Here is a 17,114-nt window from a genome sequence, read left to right on the forward strand (position 1 = left end):
CGCTAGCCCGGCCAGCGCGCGGTGCCGCTGCCGCGCGAAGTCCCCGGCTCGGGAAAAGGCATGGGCCACGACAGCGCGCCCATGCGGGTGGATTGCAGCGATGCCCTGTCGGTCTCCACCTGCTGAAAGCATTCCAGCATCGCGTTGACGCCCGGCGCGCGCCCGGGATGGTCGCGCCACTGAGGCCACTCGTGGTCCATCTGCGCGCACAGGTCCGGCCAGGCCTCCGCCAGCGCGGCCCATGACACCAGCTCCGGATCGGCCACCTGCCGGGCCAGCCGCGACATGCCACGGCGCAGCGAAGGCACCTGCTCCAGCAGCAGTCGGCAGCGCCGGAATTCCTGCACATCGCGCGGCAGGTCCAGGCCCGAGCCGCCGTAATGGCGGGGCCGCACGCCGGTGAGCAGGGCGAAGAGCGCCAGGCTCGACAGGCCTTGCTCGCCCGCGGCCAGCCAGCGCACGGCCTCGGGGTCGAGGCGGCGCGCCGAGCGGCCGAGCTGCGCACGCACGCGCCCCATGGCCGCCGCGGTCTCCTGCGCACGCAGGCGCGCCAGGCCATCGCGCGGGCCGATGACGGCGGTGGCGCCCAGCATGCGGGCCACGTCGGCATGCAGCACGTGCAGGTCGCTCGCGCCGCGCAGCAGGCGCAGCCAGGCACCGAGCGGCATGTCGCCATACAGGATCGTGCAGCCTTCTCGCTGCGCGATCCTGTAGTTGGGCGCACCCTCGGGCGCTGGCTTCAGCGTGCTCATGGCTCTCTATCGGCAGCCGGGGCCTTCGCGAACAGGGTGCGGGCGCCAAAAAAGTGCGCGGCCCGGGCGGCGACGCATCGATTACGCTTCGGGGCTGACCTCAAGACGCGACGCCCCGGCATGAAATCCAAAGTGCAGTTTCGACTTCGCATCTACCGCGACGAGAGCATCGCCATCGGCCCGGGCAAGATCGCGCTGCTCGAAGCCATCGCCGAGACCGGCTCGATCTCGGCCGCCGGGCGGCAGCTGGGCATGTCCTACCGCCGGGCCTGGCTGTTGATCGACGAGATGAACAAGGCGCTCAGCAGCCCCGCCGTCAACACCGCGGCCGGTGGCTCGCACGGCGGCGGCAGCGCGCTGACGCCCGTGGGCGAGCAGATCGTCAAGCACTACCGCGCCGTGGAAAGCACGGCCCGCATGAGCGCGGCCGCGGACATCGCGGCGCTGACGCGGCTGCTGGCCCAGTAAGGAAAGGCCCTGCGATGACGGCACCAGACACCATCGAGTGCCGGCCCATCGGCCTGGTGCACAGCCGTTTCACCGCCGTCGAAGGCATGCCGATCCAGACCGCCGGCGCGCCGGACGAACCGGGGCGAATCGAGCTCTTTCCCGACTATGCCGCGGGCCTGAAAGACATCGAGGGCTTCGACTACCTGATCGTGCTGACCCACTTCCACCGCTGCATGCAAGAGCGGCTGGAAGTGACGCCCTTCCTCGATACGGCTGCCCATGGTGTGTTCGCGACCCGCGCGCCGGCGCGGCCGAACCGCATCGGACTGTCGATCGTGCGGTTGATGTCGGTGGAAGGCCGCACCCTCCATTTCAGCGGCAACGACATGCTGGACCAGACGCCGGTGCTGGACATCAAGCCCTATGTGCCGCGCTTCGACGTGCGCGACACGCAGCGCATCGGCTGGTTCGCCGGGCGGGTGGACGCTTTAGCCCAGGTCCGGTCCGACGACAGGATGGGCTGACCCCGGCGCCTGCCGGCTGCCGGCCGCGGGCCCCGGCCAGCGCGACCAGACGGTGTGGGACAGCCACTCCCGGGCCGGCGGCGGTGCCTCGCGGATCGTGCCGATGCTGATGAAGCCAGCCAGATATTCGTTCGGGCCCAGGCCCAGCTCGCGCGCCAGGATGGCATCGAAGCAGCGCTCGCCGCTCAGCACGCAGGCGCCGTAGCCCAGCTGGTGCGCCGCCGCCAGCACGTTGCCCAGCGCGGCCCCGGCACCCAGCCATTGCTCGCGCAGCGGCACCTTGGTGTGCGGACGCGGCGACACCACGAAGCCGAGGAGCGTGGGCGCGCGCGTGGCGTGCTCGGCGGCGCGCTGCAGGTCGGTGGGCGTGGCCAGCGGGTCGCGGCGCAGCTTCTCGGCCTGGAAGCAATGGGCGAGCGCCGCCCGCTCGCGCTGCGGAAACTCGATCACGCGCCAAGGATGCAGCCCGCCATGGTCGGGTGCCCGCATGCCGGCCTGAACCATGCCCTCGAGCTCGTCGGCGTTCGGCCCGGGCGCCTGCAAGCGCCTGGGCGAGACGGAGCGGCGCGTCAGCAGCACTTCGAGCACGCGCTCGGCCGGGGTCATGAGGCGCGTGGTCACGGCGTGTCGAAAGGGGGGTGCATGCGGCGAGAGGGTTCTGCCCAGGTGCTGGAATACTGCCTCATCGCTGTATCGATCGGTATACGAATATCGTTCTTACGGGCCACGGCTTTTCCATCTTGCTCTCTGCCCCTGAATGCCCGCTAATCCGGCTTGGCGGAGGCGCCAAAGCGCCGTGCAACAATACCGCCGTATCTAAATGAACACAACGTCATCCTTGCTCGGCACGATGGACTGGTCGCCCCTGGTCCTGTCGCTGAAGGTCGCGGGCGTGGCCACGGTGCTCGCGCTGGTGGCCGGCGTGGCGCTGGGATGGCTGTTCGCACGCAAGCGCTTCTTCGGCCGCACGGTGCTCGAGTCCTTGTTCATGCTGCCCCTGGTGCTGCCGCCCACGGTGATCGGCTACGCCATCCTCGTGGCCGCCGGCCGGCGAAGCCCGCTGGGCGCGTGGCTGCGGGAGCACCTGGACTACACCATCATCTTCAACTGGCACGGTGCCGTGGTGGCTTCGGCCGTGGTCGCGTTGCCGCTCGTGCTGAAGTCGGCCAGCGCGGCCTTCGAAGGCGTCGACCGTGCGCTCGAAGCCGCGGCCAGCACGCTGCGCCAGTCGCCTTTTTCGGTTTTCCTGCGCGTGACGCTGCCGCTGGCCTGGCCCGGCATCCTGGCCGGCACGCTGCTGGCCTTCGCGCGCGCCATGGGCGAGTTCGGCGCATCGCTGATGGTGGCCGGCTCCATTCCGAAGCAGACCCAGACGCTGTCGATGGCGATCTACGACGCCGCCCAAGCCGGGCAGGACGACCTGGCCTTGGTGCTCGTGATCGTGACCTCGGTGCTGTCGATCACGGTGCTGGTGCTGTCGAACCGATTCTTTTCACTTCGCTGATCTTTTCCCTGACCTTCCGACCTTCTAGGAGCTTTTCGCCATGCGCCTGACCCGCCGCCTTCTCGTCCTCGCCTTCGCCAGTGCCCTGCCCTGGGCGGCGGCCGCCCAACAGATCACCGTGTCGGCCGCGGCCAGCCTGACCGATGCCTTCAAGGCCATCGGCACCCAGTTCGAGGCCAGCAAGCCCGGCGCCACGGTGCGCTACAACTTCGCCGCATCGGGCGTGCTGCTGCAGCAGATCAGCCAGGGTGCGCCGGTGGACGTCTTCGCCAGCGCCGACCAGGAGACCATGGACCGCGCGGCCAACCAGAAGCTGATCGAAGCCGACACGCGCAAGAACTTCGTGAGCAACAGCCTGGTGCTGGTCGAGCCATCGCAGGGCGGCACGGGGCTGAAGTCGCTGCAGGACCTGGAAGGCCCGGCGGTCAAGAAGATCGCGATCGGCAAGACGGCCACCGTGCCCGTGGGCCGCTACACCAAGGAAGTGCTCGACAACGCGAAGCTCTGGACCACGCTGGAGCCGAAGTTCGTGCAAGCCGACAGCGTGCGCCAGGTGCTCGACTATGTGAGCCGCGGCGAGGCCGAGGCCGGCTTCGTCTACCGCACCGACGCGGCCATCGCGGGCGACAAGGTCAAGATCGCTCTCACGCCCACCGGGCACACGCCGGTGACCTACCCGGTCTCGGTCATCGCCGAGAGCAAGGAAAAGGCCTTGGCCCGCGCCTTCGTCGACTACCTGTCTTCCGACGCCGCCCAGCAGACGCTGGCGCGGTACGGTTTCGGCAAGCCGTGATCGACGTCGACCTCCGGCTGACCGTGGCGGACCAGAGCCGCCGCTTCGAGCTGGCGGCGCGTTTCGCCACCGATGCGCCCTTCGCGGCGCTCTACGGTCCGTCGGGTGCCGGCAAGTCGCTGACGCTGCAGGCCATCGCCGGGCTTCTGCGGCCGGATGCAGGCCACGTGCGGCTGGACGGACGCACCCTGTTCGACAGCGCGCGGGGCATCGACCTGCCGGCGCCAGAGCGGCGCATCGGCTACCTGTTCCAGAACTACGCGCTCTTCCCTCACCTGTCGGTGCGCGACAACGTGGCCTTCGGCCTGCGGTCATGGCATCGCCGCCGGTTGTCCAGCGACGAGGACGAGCAGGTCCAGGCTCTGCTCGACGGCTTCGGCCTGGCAACGATGGCCACGAGCCGCCCGCGCAACCTTTCGGGCGGCCAGCAGCAGCGCGTGGCACTTGCGCGCGCCCTCGCCTGCCGGCCCCAGGTGCTGCTGCTCGACGAGCCCTTCGCCGCGCTGCACCCGATGCTGCGCAGCGCATTGCGCACCGAACTCGCGCAGGTGCGGCAGCGCTGGAACATCCCCGTGCTGATGATCACGCACGACATCGAAGACGTTCTCGCCCTGGCCGACGTGGCCTTCGTCTACGAGCAGGGCCAGGTGGTGCGAGAGGTCGACCTCCACGCAGGCAGCAGCCGCGACCTGGCGACGCTGGCGCTGAGCGGCGTGCCCGCCGAGGCAGAGACGCCGCTGCGGGGGCGGCTGCGGCAGATGCTGGCGGGTGGCGCCGCCTGAGCTTGCGCGGAACAGGAGCCTGAGTTCCGTGGAACTGCAGTCAAGGCAGACGCAGCATCAAGGTCAATGGATGCACCGGTGACTGCACGAATCCAAAGTGCCGATAGAACTCCTTGGCCTGTTCGTGCAATGCATGAACCAATAGGGCACGTACGCCGGCGTTCTGCGACACGGTGATGGCGCGTTGCACGGCGTCCTGCAACAAGGCGCCGCCCAATTGCATGCCCTGCGCCCGCAGGTCCACTGCCAGGCGAGCCAGCACCAGGACGGGGATGGGATCAGGCATGTTGCGGCGCACGTTGCCCGTCGCATCGCGGTGAGCCACCGCACCTGCAGCCATCGCGTAATACCCGAAGACCCGCCCGCCGGTGTCGGCAACGACGAAGGTGCGACTTGCGCCGCTGCCTTGATTCGCGAACGCCCGCCGTTTGAGCCAGAAATCCAACCCATCCTCTCCGCAATCGAACTCATCGAGCAAATGGTCGGCCGTCAGCGGCCGCGGAGCCTCTAGCGACAAACTCATGCTTTGCGGGCTCTCGCTGCCTTTTTCCAAGGCGCCTTCACCGCCATCAGACGTTCGAGGCCGGGGTTCGACGTTGGCGGTGCATCGAGCATTGCAGTGAACTGCTTGAGGCTATCGGTATCAAGAGTGAAGAACACTTGGTCCAGGATCACGGACTGCGCCCGATCGCACGCGGCTTCGAGCATGAAATCCGATCGGTTCTTGCCGAGGAGACTGGCGGCGTGGTCTATCAGGTCCCGCTGCTCAGGCAGGGCGCGGAGATTGATGGCTGCATCACGCATGGTCAGGCACTTTCTTTTTGCATATACAACAGATACACGAATTGTGAAGTAAACGTATATTCATCGTCAACACACGCTTGGTGCATGACACCCTGTCCGGGATGGGGCCTTTCCGATGGAACAATGTGCTCGCACACAGAGGACGCCCCAATGCCAGACACCCCCAACCTCCCCACCTACGACGACGTCGCCGCCGCAGCCCGACGCCTCGAAGGCCATGCACACCGCACGCCAGTGCTGCGCTCGCGCACGGCGGACGAGGACATCGGCGCGCAGGTCTTTTTCAAGTGCGAGAACCTGCAGCGCATGGGCGCTTTCAAGTTCCGCGGTGCCTTCAACGCGCTGTCGAAATTCGACGAGGGCCAACGCAAGGGCGGCGTGGTGGCGTTCTCGTCGGGCAACCATGCGCAGGCGATCGCGCTGGCGGCGCGCATCCTGGGCATGCCGGCCACGATCGTGATGCCGCACGACGCGCCGGCCGCGAAGGTGGCCGCCACCAAGGGCTATGGCGGCCAGGTGGTGATCTACGACCGCTACAAGGACGACCGCGAGCAGATCGGCCGCGACCTGGCGCAGAAGCACGGCATGACGCTGATCCCCCCCTACGACCACCCGGACGTGATGGCGGGCCAGGGCACCGCGGCCAAGGAGCTGTTCGATGAAGTGGGGCCGCTCGACGCGCTCTTCGTGCCGCTGGGCGGCGGCGGGCTGCTGTCGGGGTCGGCACTGGCCACGCGGGCACTGTCGCCCCAGTGCAAGCTCTACGGCGTGGAGCCGGAGGCGGGCAACGACGGGCAGCAGTCCTTCCGCAGCGGCCGCATCGTTCACATCGACACGCCCAAGACCATCGCGGACGGCGCGCAGACGCAGCACCTGGGCAACCACACATTCCCGGTAATCCGCCGCGACGTGCAGGACGTGCTCACCGCCACCGACGCCGAGCTGGTCGACGCGATGCGCTTCTTCGCCACGCGCATGAAGCTGGTGGTGGAGCCGACCGGCTGCCTGGGCTTCGCGGCCGCGCGCGCCATGAAGGCGCAGTTGGCCGGCCTGCGCGTGGGCGTGCTGATCAGCGGCGGCAACGTCGACGTGGAACGCCTGGGCGCGCTGCTCGCGGCCTGACGCCGCCGCCTCAGCGCGGCTGCACGCCGAAGCGGTGCAGCACGTTGCGCAGCAGCGCGCCGAAGATGGGATCGCTGCCCACCACCCAGGCCGCACCCACCGCACCGGCGTGGAACACGCGGCCGCCTTGGGGCCGCTCCCAATAGATCATCTCGGCCGACAGCCCATCGAGCGACTCGGTGAGGTTGGAGAAGTAGTCGAGGTACGCATCGAGCCGCCCCGGCACGCGCCGGATGCCGTGGGCGATGACCTCGATGCCCTCGGGCGGCTCGGGCAGCGCCGCGCCGGCCGGCACCTCGTGCGTCATGCGCGCGAGGGTGGCGAGCGTCAAGTCCCATTCATGGCCGATCGCGCGCGGCAGGCCACCGCCCGGTGCGTGCCCGAAGGTCTGCCCCTTCGCCAGACCCAGCGGCTTCGGCTCGTTGAAGAGCGCATGGCCCGGCTGCGTCACGTGATAAACGCCGAAGTCGTCACCGTCGGCGAAGGCCCAGCCCGCGGTCTCCAGGCCGACGATGCGGCCGGCCGCGCGACCCGAGGCCTTGAGCCGGCCGCCGCGCGCCCAGTCCTGGCTGTGGTATTGCTCGCCGAAGGGGCCGGCGGGCGGGCCCAGCGGCGGGGCGCTGTCGTCGTGGTCGGGGCCGTCGACCTTGCGCTGCTCCATCACGGTCATGTCCTCGTCGTAGCTGACGCGCAGGTACATGGTGTTGCCCGAGAGCACGACCGCGCTGCCGCCGCGGCACAGGTAATCGTCGAGGCCGTCGACGGCAGGCGTCGACCAGTACTCGCTGTGGCCGTTGACGAAGACCGTCTTGTGTCGCGCGAGCATCGCCGGGTCGCGGTGCAGGTCGATGTCGGCCGCGATGTCGAACTCGTAGCCCTCGCGCTCCAGCCACACGTGGAGGTGCCGCTCGAGCCGCACCCACTGGCTGAAGCCGCTGCCCGCGGGGTCGTAGAGCGCATTGGGGCTGGCATTGGGCCAGGGCATGCGCAGGCCGACCTGGTAGCAGGGCTGGCCGGCGCGGTGATAGGTGTAGCTGCAGAAGGCCGGCGCCTCCGGGTGGCAGTTCTCCAGGCCCTCCGAGCGGCGCGGCCAGACCGGGTCGTCGACCACGTTCTTCGCGAAGGGCGTGCTCGCATAGGCCAGCCAGCTGCTGACCGCGCACAGCACGAGGATCGGCGCGGCTGCGGCGTGCGCGGGCCGCCTCACGATGAAGCTGATGTCGTATTCGGCGTCGCGGCCTTCGAGCTCGAAGCGCAGGCGCCCCACGTAGATGCCCGACCTGGCGTGCGCGGGAATGCGGAACTCGTGCGTGGCGTCCCAGCGGCAGTCGTAGAGGTCGTCGCTCGCCAGGCGCAGGCCGTGGCCGCGCGTCGGGTCCGCGAAGGGGTCGTAGTCGGACTCGGTGTCTTCGTTGGGCGCCACCTTGGCGGCGTCGAAGGCGGGGCCGACGATCATCCAGGTGGCATGGTTGACGATGCGGCCCGTGCGCTGGTGGCCGCTGGCATCGGCGACTCGCGCGCCACGCTGCTCGCGCAAGGGCCAGCAGGCCAGCACCGAGCGGCCGATGGGTGCGCGCAACCCTCGTGCCGCGACGCGCTGCGCGATGTCGTCGGGCGTGAGCCCGCGGTCGTACAGGGCCGGCATGATCAGGTCGGCGTCGAGGAACACATCGGCCGCGCCATCGACCGCGCTTGCGCCCAGGCGCAGCGGCGACGGGCCCGGGCGCACGTCTTGCGGCGCGTCCCATTGCCCGACGCGCAGGCCGTCGATCCACAGTGCGGCCACGCGGCCGTCCCACGTGGCCGCCACGTGCTGCCAGCGCCGCGCCGCCAGGCAGCCATGGGCCTGCTGCGCATCGGCTCGGAATGCGCCTCCGTCACCCAAGTGGAAAGCGAGCGCGCCGCCGGCCTCGATGAACAGGCCCCAGCCGCAGTGCGCGGGAACGTCGAACTGGCCCGCCAGGGTCTGGCGCTTCGCCACGCTCCAAGGCTTGACCCAGCATTCGAAGCTCAACCCACGCAGCGCGAGCGTGGCAGGCAGCCCCTTCTCGACATGCACGTACGAGCCCGGGTGGATCGGCTGCACCCGTGCCGCCGAAGGCGCGAACGCGTGCAGCACCTCGTCGTCGCTGCGCCCTTCCACATCGGTGCCCAGCCGGCAGACCGACAGGCGATAGGCCCGGTCGCTGCTGACGTGAAAGCGCAGCAGCTCCCCGGCCGCCACGCTCTTGTGGTCGGCATAGCCATGGACGCCGGGAAGATGCAGTGCCTTGTGCGCGGGTATGCCGTTCATTCGGACGTGAAGCCCGAGGCCTTGACCACCGGGCCCCAGGTCTTCAGGTCGTCTTCGATCAGCCGCGTGAGTTCCGTGGACGTGCTGGGATGCGCCTCGAAGCCGAGCTTGGCAAAGCGTTCCTGCACGTCGTTGGCGGCCAGTGCCTTGCCGAGTGCCTTGTGCAGCTGCTCGACGACGGGCTGGGGCGTGGACGCGGGCACGAAGAGCCCGGTCCATTCGAGGTTGTCGAAGTGCGTCTGGCCCAGCTCTTTGAGCGTGGGCACGTCGGGCAGCAGCGCCGAGCGCTTGGCGCCATTGACCGCGAGCACCTTGAGCTTGCCACTCTGCTGGTAGGCCACCAGGTCGGCGATGGGCGTGATGCCGGCCGCGATCTGGTCGCCCAACAAGTCCTGCACCAGCGGCGCGGCGCCGCGGTACGGCGCGGCCACCAGGTCGGCCTTGGCCTCGGTGCCGAGCCGATAGCCGATGAACTGCGCGACGCTGCCCGGCGCGGGCACGCCGTAGCTGGCCTTCTTTGGATCGGTGCGCGCGATCTCCAGCCACTGCTTCACGTCCTTCGCGGGCAGCGCGGCCGGCACGGCGATGCCTTCGTAGAAGCTCGCGATGCGGCCCACGGCCTTGAAGTCCTTCACCGCGTCGTAGCGCACGGTCTTCGAGGTAAGGGGCAGCATCACCATCATGTGCATGTTGGCGAGCAGCACGGTCAGGCCGTCGGGTGCGGCATTGCGCACGTAGTCGGCCGCGATCTGGCCGCCGGCGCCGGTGCGGTTGTCGACCACCACGGTGGTGCCCAGCTCGGCTGCGAGCTTGTCCGACAGCGTGCGCGCCTGCACGTCGGCCGAGCCGCCGGCCGGATAGCCGACGATCAGCTTCACCGGCCCCCTGTTCGTGGCGATCTGCGCCGACGATGCGGCGGCGAAGGCGAGGCAGGCGCAGGCGAGCGCGGTCTTCATCAGCAATGCGGGAAGCTTCATGGTGGGCCTTGATGGATTGAAAGAAAACGCGTCAGGCCGCGAGGCCCTTGCGCGCGATCTCGTCGGCGAGGTCGGCCAGCGAGCGTTCGAGCAGGTCGGCCAGCTGGTCGATCTCGGGCGCGGTGATGGTGAGCGGCGGCGTGATCATCTGGAAGTCGCCGAAGGCGCCGAGGTTGGCGCGGCGGTTGTAGAGCGCGATGCCGTGCGCGAGGCCATGCTCGGTGAGCCGCGCCGGTGCGTTGAAGGCGGCGGGCAGCTGGCGCCTGGTGCTCTTGTCGGCCACGAGTTCGATCGCGGTGAGCAGCCCCTTGCCGCGCACGTCGCCGACGATGGGTGAGCGCCCGGCGATGTCGCGCAAGCGGGCGGAAAGCAGCTCGCCCATGTCGCGTGCGCGCGCCACCAGGTCCTGGTCGATGACTTCCTGTACGACGGCATTGGCCACCGCGCACGACAGCGGATTCGTGAAGTAGGTGTGGCCGTGCACGAAGCCGCCGCTGCCCGCGACCGCGTCGACGATGCGGTCGGGCGCCAGCAGGCAGCCCAGCGGCGTGTAGCCGGCAGCCAGGCCCTTGGCCAGCGTGACGAGGTCGGGCCGCGCGGCGGGCCAGTGGTGCGCGGCGAGGAAGGCGCCGGTGCGGCCAGCGCCGCTCATGATCTCGTCGTAGATGACGAGCACGCCATGGCGGTCGCAGATCTGCCGCACGCGCTCGAAGTAGGCGGCCGATGACACGACCGCGCCGGTCGAGAGGCCGCCGATCGGCTCGAGGATGAAGGCCAGCACCGTCTCGGGCCCTTCGCGCAGGATGGTCTGTTCCAGCGCGTCGGCACAGGCCAGCTCGTAGGAGGCCACGGTGTGGCCGTCGGGCACGCGGTAGGACAGCGGCGCCGGCACCTTCGGCATCGCGCGGATCATCGGGCCGTACAGGTTCAGCGTGTTCGCATCGCCGGTGACCGCCAGCGCGCCGAGCGTGGAGCCGTGGTAGCTCGGGTCGCGCGAGATCACCTTGCTGCGGCTGCCCTGCCCCCGCACCACCGCGTACTGGCGCGCGAGCTTGATGGCGGACTCGTTGGCCTCGGAGCCGCCCGAGACGAAGAAGGCGCGGTCGAAGCCCTCGCCCGCCAGCGCGCAGACGCGGTCGGCCAATGCGATGTTGTGCTCGCTCTCGAAGAAGCGCGGGTAGGCAAAGCTGACCTTGGCCGCCTGCTCGGTCATCGCGGCCAGCACGCGCGGGTTGCCGTGTCCGATGTTGGCGACCACCGCGCCGGCGGTGGCGTCGAGGTAGCGCCGGCCTGCGTCGTCCCACAGGAAGATGCCCTCGCCACGCGCGATGCGCGGCGGGCGGGGGGCGCCCTTGGGCGCGTAGAAGCCGAGGACGCTGCCGCCCTGGGGCGTGTCGCCGATGGTGCGGACGGGTGGTGCGATGGGTGCCGAGTGGGTCATGCCGCGCACGATACGGAGCCCACGCCCGGGCCGGTAGACGTGTCGTTCGATGAAGTGCTATACGTCATGCGCATGAAGTACACCCACGACCGCCTGGACCTGCTCGAGACCTTCATCCGCATCGGCGAGAGTGGATCGCTGAGCAAGGCCGCGCGGCTGCTCGGCACCACGCAGCCGACCGCCAGCAGACGCCTGCTGGAGCTCGAGCGCCTGCTGGGCTGCAAGCTCGCGATCCGCAACACGGCGAGCTTCTCGCTGACCGACGAGGGCCGCTCGCTGCTGGCCGAGGCGCACGACCTGACCGATCGCTGGTCGGGCCTGTCCAGCCGGCTCTCGGGCGGGCAGAGCCGGCCCGAAGGCACGCTGCGGGTGATCGGTCCCTCGGGCTACGGCACCGGCTTCCTGACCGACGCGGTGACGGACCTGCGGGCCGCGCATCCATCGCTGCGCATCGAGCTGACGCTGACCGACCGCGTGGTGGACCTGGCCGCGTCCGGCGCCGAATGCTGGGTGTGCGTGGGCGACGTGCGCGACCCGGGCTTGGTGAGCCGCCACCTGGGCGCGATGGAGCGGGTACTCATCGCCGCGCCGGCGCTGCTCGAGCGCATCGGGCCGGTCACGCTGGCGCGGCTGTCCTCGCTGCCCTGCGTGGGCCTGGTGCCATACGTGGACGGCAGCGTGCGCCTGCTCGACAAGTCGGGCCGCTCGCGCCTCGTGCGGCTGGACACGCCGCTCAAGACCGACAGCCTGCTGTCGAGCTACCGCGCCATCCTGAACGGCGCCGGCATCGGCGCCGCCGCGCCGTGGATGTGCCATGCCGACATGCAGGCCGGGCGCATCCATCGGGTGCTGCCGCGCTGGTGGCTGGAGCCGATCGGCATCCACGTGGCGCTGCCGCCGGGCTTGTACCGGCCGGCGCGGGTGTCGGCCTTCATCGATGCGTTGAAGCAGCGCATGCATGCGCTGCCGGGTTTTCGGCCCGCGCAGTGACGACGCGCGAAGCCGCCAGGGCCGTCGGATCGGCTAGGGCAGCAGGGGCGCTGCGGGCGCCTTGCGCGGCGCCGCTGGCTGCTGCTGCTTCTTCTTTTTCTCTTCCTCGCTGCCGAACATCTTCTCGACCTGCTGACCGACGCGCGCGCCGATGGCGGTGCCCACGCCCGGCAGCACGGCCGTGCCGACCGCGGCGCCCGCCAACGCGCCCCCGGTCAGCGAGACCTGCGGGTCGTCGAGCGTGCCCGCGAGCTTGAGCGGCAGGCCGACCACGCCGTCGACCAGGTCGATCGCCACGTCGCCGTTCAACCGGCGGTTCAGCACCGTGGCGCTTCCGCTGGCGCTGAGCACGCCGGAACGTGCCTGCAGGCCGGCGTAGCGCAGCTGGATGCCGTCGCCGGTGTTCTGCGTCTCCAGCGTGCCGGTGAGTTCGTCGAGCGCGGTCTGCCCACCTTTGGCGGAACCCGGCGCCCCGACCACCTTCGACAGGTCGAAGCCCTTGAGCGTCGCCGGCCGGATGGTGAAGCGGGTGCGGGTGTTGAAGTGCCGGATCAGCTCGCCGACGTTGTCGCCTTCGCTGCGCACGTCGGTGCGGCCTTCGATGCGGCCCTCGACGGCCTGGTTGCGTCCGAAGGCGCGCACCAGGTCGCCGACGTCGACGTTGTGCGGGTCCAGCTGTGCGCTCAGGCGCATCCGGCCCTTGTCGGAGGTTTCGAGCGCGGCCTGCCCGTTCCACGTGCCGCCGCCGGCTGCGATCTGCACGTCCCAGCGATCCGCTTCGCCCTCGCGCGTGAGGCGCAGCCGGGCTTCGGGCGACACGCCCGGGCGCCAGGCTTCGGCTTCGCGCGGCCGCCATCCCGCGTCGAAACGCACGTCGGCGTCGTAGGCCAGGGCGAGCTCGCGGCGGTTGATCCAGGTGATGTCGCGCAAGCGCACGCGTTCCACCGGAATGTCTGCCGTGGTCCAGGCGCCGGCCAGCATGCCGGAGACCTCGCCTCCCTGCCACCGGCCCCGGAAGGCCCGTACCGAGGCCCAATGCAGCACGACGCCTTCGACCTCGACGGCTTCGATCGCGATGCTGCGCCGCCACAGCGCATCGAGCCGCGGCCGCAGCACGACGCGGCGCACGGTGATCGGCTTGTCCTGCTCGGTGGCCAAGTTCTCCAGCACGACGACCGGTGTCGGCCGCAGCGACCAGCTCGCCTCGCCCACGCGCAGCTCGATGCCCGTCGCCTTCTGGAAGCGTTCGCCGATGTCGGCTGCCAGCGCCTCGTCGTTGGGCAGCAGGCGCCAGGCGTACCAGGCGCCGCCGGCGAGGAGCAGCAGTACGGCCACCAAGGCACCCATCCACCAGCGTCGAGCATGCGTCATGCGGCGAGCTTAGTTCGCGAACCCGGCGACGCCATCGGCCGAGTCCCGATGGCCATGTCAGGACCAGTCGCTATAGTTTTGCGCCACATCGACCCTGGAGCACCGAATGACCATCTGGAAGAAGAACATCTCGATCGAGGAGCTGACCCGCAGCCACGAGAACACCGCTGTCGCGACGCTGGGCGTCGAGTTCCTGGAGATCGGCGACGACTTCATCCGCGGGCGCGTGCCGGTGGACACGCGCACGCGCCAGCCTTTCGGCATCTTGCACGGCGGCGTGTCGGTGGTGCTGGCGGAAACGCTGGGCTCCTGCGGCGCGCACTACTCGGCGCCCGAGGGCCATCGCGCGGTGGGGCTGGACATCAACGCCAACCACATCCGTGCCACCACCTCGGGCTGGGTCACGGGCACCGCGCGGCCGGTGCACCGCGGCCGCAGCACGCAGGTGTGGCAGATCGACCTGACCAACGACGCCGGCGAGCTGACCTGCGTGTCGCGCATCACGATGGCGGTGCTGACCTCGCCGGCCGCCTGAGCACGCGCCTTAGCTCCGGCAACGAACAACGACAACAAGCAAGGACGACAAGCCATGAGCGATTCCTACTTTCCCCGCTGGCGCGAAGTCACATCGGGCCAGGCCGCAGTGGTGGCGCCCGATGAGCGCCTGCCGTGGCTGCAGACCACGGCGATGGGGGTGCAGCACGTGATCGCCATGTTCGGCGCCACGGTGCTGGCGCCGATCCTCATGGGCTTCAATCCGAACATCGCGATCCTGATGAGCGGCATCGGCACGCTGATCTTCTTCGTCATCACCGGCGGCCGGGTGCCGAGCTACCTGGGATCGAGCTTCGCCTTCATCGGCGTGGTGATCGCGGCCACCGGCTATGCCGGCCAGGGGCCGAACACGAACCTGGGCGTGGCGCTCGGCGGCATCATCGTCTGCGGCCTGGTCTACGTGCTGATCGGCGTGCTGGTGGCAGTGACCAACGAACGGCACCGCAAGACGGCGCCGCTGCGCGGCGTAGAGGTCGACGAGATCGAGCGCGGCGCCGCGGTGCACTGGATCGAGCGCCTGATGCCGCCGGTGGTGACCGGCGCGGTGGTCGCCGTGATCGGCCTCAACCTGGCGAGCATTCCGATCAAGAACATGGCGCCCACCGGCTTCGACACCTGGATGCAGGCCGTCACCTTTCTGTGCGTGGGCCTGATCGCGGTGTACAGCCGCGGCATGGTGCAGCGGCTGCTGATCCTGATGGGCCTCATCGCCGCCAGCATCGTCTACGCGGTGCTCACCAACGGCATGGGCCTGGGCAAGCCGATCGACCTGGGCCCGCTCGCCGCGGCACCGTGGTTGGGCATGCCGCAATTCGCGAAGCCGGTTTTCGAGGTCAACGCGATCCTGCTGATCGCGCCGGTGGCTGTCATTCTGGTGGCGGAGAACCTGGGGCACATCAAGGCGGTGAGTGCAATGACGGGCCGCGATCTCAACCCCTACCTCGGCCGTGCCTTCATCGGCGACGGCATCGCGACCATGGTGAGCGGCGCGGCCGGCGGCACGGGCGTGACCACCTATGCCGAAAACATCGGCGTGATGGCCGCCACCAAGATCTACTCGACCGCGATGTTCGTGGTGGCCGCGCTGATCGCGTTGCTGCTGGGCTTCAGTCCGAAGTTCGGTGCGCTGATCCAGGCCATTCCGCTGCCGGTGATGGGCGGCGTGAGCATCGTGGTGTTCGGGCTGATCGCGGTGGCCGGGGCCAAGATCTGGGTGGACAACCGGGTCGACTTCTCGCAGAACCGGAATCTCATCGTCGCAGCGATCACGCTGATCCTTGGCACCGGCGACTTCACGTTGAAGTTCGGCCAGTTCGCGTTGGGTGGCATCGGGACCGCCACCTTCGGCGCGATCCTGCTTTACGCCCTGCTCAACCGCTCGCGCGCCACGGCCTGAGGCGGGCGCCAGCGCGGCACGGCGCGCGCGCGGTAGATGCGCATCACGCGCGCCATCAACTCCTGGAACAGGCCGAGCGGATCATTCACCATGCGCGCGACCGGATAGCTGCCCAGCGCGAAGCCCGCGAAGTGGATCTGCACGCGGTCGAAATAGAGATACAGCCCTCGGCCGGCATCCTGCAGACAGCGCTCGGCGGTATCGAAGACGTCGCCGGTGTGCGCTTCGGCCTGCGCCGCGGCGCCCAGGCTGTAGGTGTACAGGTGGGCGTTCACCGTGCGGATGTCGAGGATGGGCTGCATCGAAGTCGAGAGCACGCCTGTGAAGGAAAATAGGCGCACCAGTCATTTTGGGAAGCGCGCAGTCTGCATAAGGTACTCAGCCATTGGTGTAGGAGAAGTTCCCGTTCACCGACGTGCAGCCCACCGCTCAAAGTGAAACCTGGTGCAAGAAATGTTGTGCCGAATGGCGCTTTCAAGGACGCTCGCCAGGGCTTCATCCCCTTGCCCGTTAGACTTCCACGCTTTTCGCACACACGTTTTCCATGGCCGATGCATCCGCCGCGCGCACCCGAGCGGTTTTCGAATTCAAGAGCGCGACGCTTCCGCTGATTGCCGTGATCCTGAAGACGGCCGACCTGGACGTGCTGGCCGCGGCGCTCGACGTCCAGTTGGCCGACTCGCCCGACTTCTTCGACCAGGAGCCGGTGGTCATCGACCTGTCGCAGCTGCAGGAGGCCGAAGCCCCCGCCGATATCGACTTCCCCGCCCTGCGCACCCTGCTGGCGCGCCACCAGACGCAACCGATCGCGGTGCGCGGCGGCAGCGATGTGCAGCATGCGGCCGCGCGAGCGGCCGGCCTGTCGGTGACGGCCATGCCGGTGGCCCCGACGCCGAGCCCGCGGCCACCTGCGCCGGCGGTGGAGGCGCCACAGCCGCAGATCGTGCGCGAGGTGCCGGTGCCGGCCAATGGCACGCTGGTCATCGACAAGCCGCTGCGCTCGGGCCAGCAGGTGTACGCGCGCGGCGGCGACGTGGTGGTGACTGCGGTCGTCAACTACGGCGCCGAAGTCATCGCCGACGGCAACGTGCACGTGTACGCACCGCTGCGCGGCAAGGCGATCGCCGGGGCGCGCGGCAACACCGAGGCGCGCATCTTCACCACCTGCATGGAGGCGGAGCTGGTCGCGATCGCCGGGATCTACCGCACCTCGGAAGTCGCGCTGCCGGAGCAGGTTGCGGGCAAACCGGCACAGATCTCGCTGGACGGAAAAAAAATCGTGATGAGCGCGATCGAATGAGCCCCCTGGCTTGCCGCCTTGAGGCGGCCCGGCGGCGCCTTCGCGCGACGAACTGAACAA

General features: G+C 69.4%; 19 protein-coding genes. 10 read left to right on the forward strand and 9 right to left on the reverse strand.

Annotation, left to right across the window (positions count from 1 at the left end; genetic code table 11):
• Nucleotides 1-2: 2 nt before the first annotated feature.
• Nucleotides 3-752 (reverse strand): hypothetical protein, encoded by a 750-nt coding sequence (locus B0W80_RS15365; protein WP_077000026.1) that lies wholly within the window; start codon nucleotides 750-752, stop codon nucleotides 3-5.
• A 120-nt stretch (nucleotides 753-872) separates the two neighbouring features.
• On the opposite strand from B0W80_RS15365, the gene B0W80_RS15370 reads away from it, so the two are divergent.
• Nucleotides 873-1,220: a winged helix-turn-helix domain-containing protein gene (locus tag B0W80_RS15370; protein WP_077000027.1), complete on the forward strand. Its 348-nt coding sequence runs from the start codon at nucleotides 873-875 to the stop codon at nucleotides 1,218-1,220.
• Nucleotides 1,221-1,234: 14 nt separating this feature from the next.
• Nucleotides 1,235-1,726 carry a tRNA (N6-threonylcarbamoyladenosine(37)-N6)-methyltransferase TrmO gene (tsaA, locus tag B0W80_RS15375; protein WP_077000028.1) on the forward strand — a complete coding sequence of 164 codons (492 nt, stop codon included), beginning with the start codon at nucleotides 1,235-1,237 and terminating at the stop codon, nucleotides 1,724-1,726.
• On the opposite strand, the gene B0W80_RS15380 is transcribed toward tsaA, so the two are convergent.
• Nucleotides 1,691-2,347, reverse strand: a complete 657-nt coding sequence (locus B0W80_RS15380; protein WP_077000029.1) for a nitroreductase — start codon at nucleotides 2,345-2,347, stop codon at nucleotides 1,691-1,693. The two genes, tsaA and B0W80_RS15380, sit on opposite strands and share 36 nt — an antisense overlap.
• 199 nt (nucleotides 2,348-2,546) lie before the next feature.
• Between B0W80_RS15380 and modB the strand changes: the two genes are divergently transcribed.
• Genes modB through B0W80_RS15395 form a run of 3 tightly spaced genes read left to right on the forward strand, consistent with a single transcriptional unit; the run spans nucleotide 2,547 to nucleotide 4,805 of the window.
• Nucleotides 2,547-3,230, forward strand: a complete 684-nt coding sequence (gene modB / locus B0W80_RS15385) for a molybdate ABC transporter permease subunit (protein WP_077000030.1) — start codon at nucleotides 2,547-2,549, stop codon at nucleotides 3,228-3,230.
• 40 nt (nucleotides 3,231-3,270) lie between these two features.
• Nucleotides 3,271-4,023, forward strand: a complete 753-nt coding sequence (gene modA / locus B0W80_RS15390) for a molybdate ABC transporter substrate-binding protein (protein WP_077000031.1) — start codon at nucleotides 3,271-3,273, stop codon at nucleotides 4,021-4,023.
• Nucleotides 4,020-4,805, forward strand: a complete 786-nt coding sequence (locus B0W80_RS15395) for an ABC transporter ATP-binding protein (protein ID WP_077000032.1) — start codon at nucleotides 4,020-4,022, stop codon at nucleotides 4,803-4,805. Before modA ends, B0W80_RS15395 begins: the two co-directional genes overlap by 4 nt.
• Nucleotides 4,806-4,845: 40 nt before the next feature.
• Here the strand turns inward: B0W80_RS15395 and B0W80_RS15400 are convergent, their stop codons facing one another.
• Together B0W80_RS15400 and B0W80_RS15405 are read right to left on the reverse strand one after the other, a co-directional pair.
• Nucleotides 4,846-5,328, reverse strand: coding sequence for a GNAT family N-acetyltransferase (locus B0W80_RS15400; protein WP_077000033.1), 483 nt, complete (start codon nucleotides 5,326-5,328; stop codon nucleotides 4,846-4,848).
• Nucleotides 5,325-5,609, reverse strand: coding sequence for a DUF1778 domain-containing protein (locus B0W80_RS15405; protein WP_077000034.1), 285 nt, complete (start codon nucleotides 5,607-5,609; stop codon nucleotides 5,325-5,327). The genes B0W80_RS15400 and B0W80_RS15405 overlap by 4 nt, the downstream gene beginning before the upstream one ends.
• Nucleotides 5,610-5,759: 150 nt before the next feature.
• Here B0W80_RS15405 and B0W80_RS15410 point away from each other — a divergent pair, with 150 nt between their 5' ends.
• On the forward strand, nucleotides 5,760-6,731 hold the full coding sequence (locus B0W80_RS15410) for a threo-3-hydroxy-L-aspartate ammonia-lyase (RefSeq protein ID WP_077000035.1): 972 nt from the start codon (nucleotides 5,760-5,762) through the stop codon (nucleotides 6,729-6,731).
• 10 nt (nucleotides 6,732-6,741) lie between these two features.
• On the opposite strand, the gene B0W80_RS15415 is transcribed toward B0W80_RS15410, so the two are convergent.
• From B0W80_RS15415 to B0W80_RS15425, 3 genes are read right to left on the reverse strand one after another with little or no spacing between them, the layout of a single operon-like run.
• Nucleotides 6,742-9,024 carry a LamG domain-containing protein gene (locus B0W80_RS15415; protein WP_077000036.1) on the reverse strand — a complete coding sequence of 761 codons (2,283 nt, stop codon included), beginning with the start codon at nucleotides 9,022-9,024 and terminating at the stop codon, nucleotides 6,742-6,744.
• Complete coding sequence (locus B0W80_RS15420) at nucleotides 9,021-10,001, reverse strand: Bug family tripartite tricarboxylate transporter substrate binding protein (RefSeq protein ID WP_077000037.1); 981 nt, start codon at nucleotides 9,999-10,001, stop codon at nucleotides 9,021-9,023. Before B0W80_RS15420 ends, B0W80_RS15415 begins: the two co-directional genes overlap by 4 nt.
• Nucleotides 10,002-10,032: 31 nt before the next feature.
• Entirely contained in the window at nucleotides 10,033-11,442 is a 1,410-nt protein-coding gene (locus B0W80_RS15425; RefSeq protein WP_083745425.1) for an aspartate aminotransferase family protein, read from the reverse strand.
• A gap of 72 nt (nucleotides 11,443-11,514) precedes the next feature.
• Here B0W80_RS15425 and B0W80_RS15430 point away from each other — a divergent pair, with 72 nt between their 5' ends.
• Nucleotides 11,515-12,432 (forward strand): LysR family transcriptional regulator, encoded by a 918-nt coding sequence (locus B0W80_RS15430; protein ID WP_077000084.1) that lies wholly within the window; start codon nucleotides 11,515-11,517, stop codon nucleotides 12,430-12,432.
• A 33-nt stretch (nucleotides 12,433-12,465) separates the two neighbouring features.
• Here B0W80_RS15430 and B0W80_RS15435 read toward each other — a convergent pair whose 3' ends face one another.
• Nucleotides 12,466-13,803 (reverse strand): AsmA family protein, encoded by a 1,338-nt coding sequence (locus B0W80_RS15435; RefSeq protein ID WP_077000038.1) that lies wholly within the window; start codon nucleotides 13,801-13,803, stop codon nucleotides 12,466-12,468.
• A gap of 106 nt (nucleotides 13,804-13,909) precedes the next feature.
• Between B0W80_RS15435 and B0W80_RS15440 the strand changes: the two genes are divergently transcribed.
• Together B0W80_RS15440 and B0W80_RS15445 are read left to right on the forward strand one after the other, a co-directional pair.
• A complete protein-coding gene (locus B0W80_RS15440) occupies nucleotides 13,910-14,338 on the forward strand; it encodes a hotdog fold thioesterase (protein ID WP_077000039.1) in 429 nt (142 codons plus the stop codon).
• A gap of 54 nt (nucleotides 14,339-14,392) precedes the next feature.
• Nucleotides 14,393-15,754: a solute carrier family 23 protein gene (locus B0W80_RS15445; RefSeq protein ID WP_077000040.1), complete on the forward strand. Its 1,362-nt coding sequence runs from the start codon at nucleotides 14,393-14,395 to the stop codon at nucleotides 15,752-15,754.
• On the opposite strand, the gene B0W80_RS15450 is transcribed toward B0W80_RS15445, so the two are convergent.
• Nucleotides 15,718-16,056, reverse strand: coding sequence for a hypothetical protein (locus tag B0W80_RS15450; RefSeq protein ID WP_077000041.1), 339 nt, complete (start codon nucleotides 16,054-16,056; stop codon nucleotides 15,718-15,720). The two genes, B0W80_RS15445 and B0W80_RS15450, sit on opposite strands and share 37 nt — an antisense overlap.
• A 242-nt stretch (nucleotides 16,057-16,298) precedes the next feature.
• On the opposite strand from B0W80_RS15450, the gene minC reads away from it, so the two are divergent.
• Nucleotides 16,299-17,054, forward strand: coding sequence for a septum site-determining protein MinC (gene minC / locus B0W80_RS15455; RefSeq protein ID WP_077000042.1), 756 nt, complete (start codon nucleotides 16,299-16,301; stop codon nucleotides 17,052-17,054).
• Nucleotides 17,055-17,114 lie beyond the last annotated feature (60 nt).

It is taken from the genome of Variovorax sp. KK3, from assembly GCF_001984055.1.
Classification (GTDB): Bacteria; Pseudomonadota; Gammaproteobacteria; order Burkholderiales; family Burkholderiaceae_C; genus Variovorax.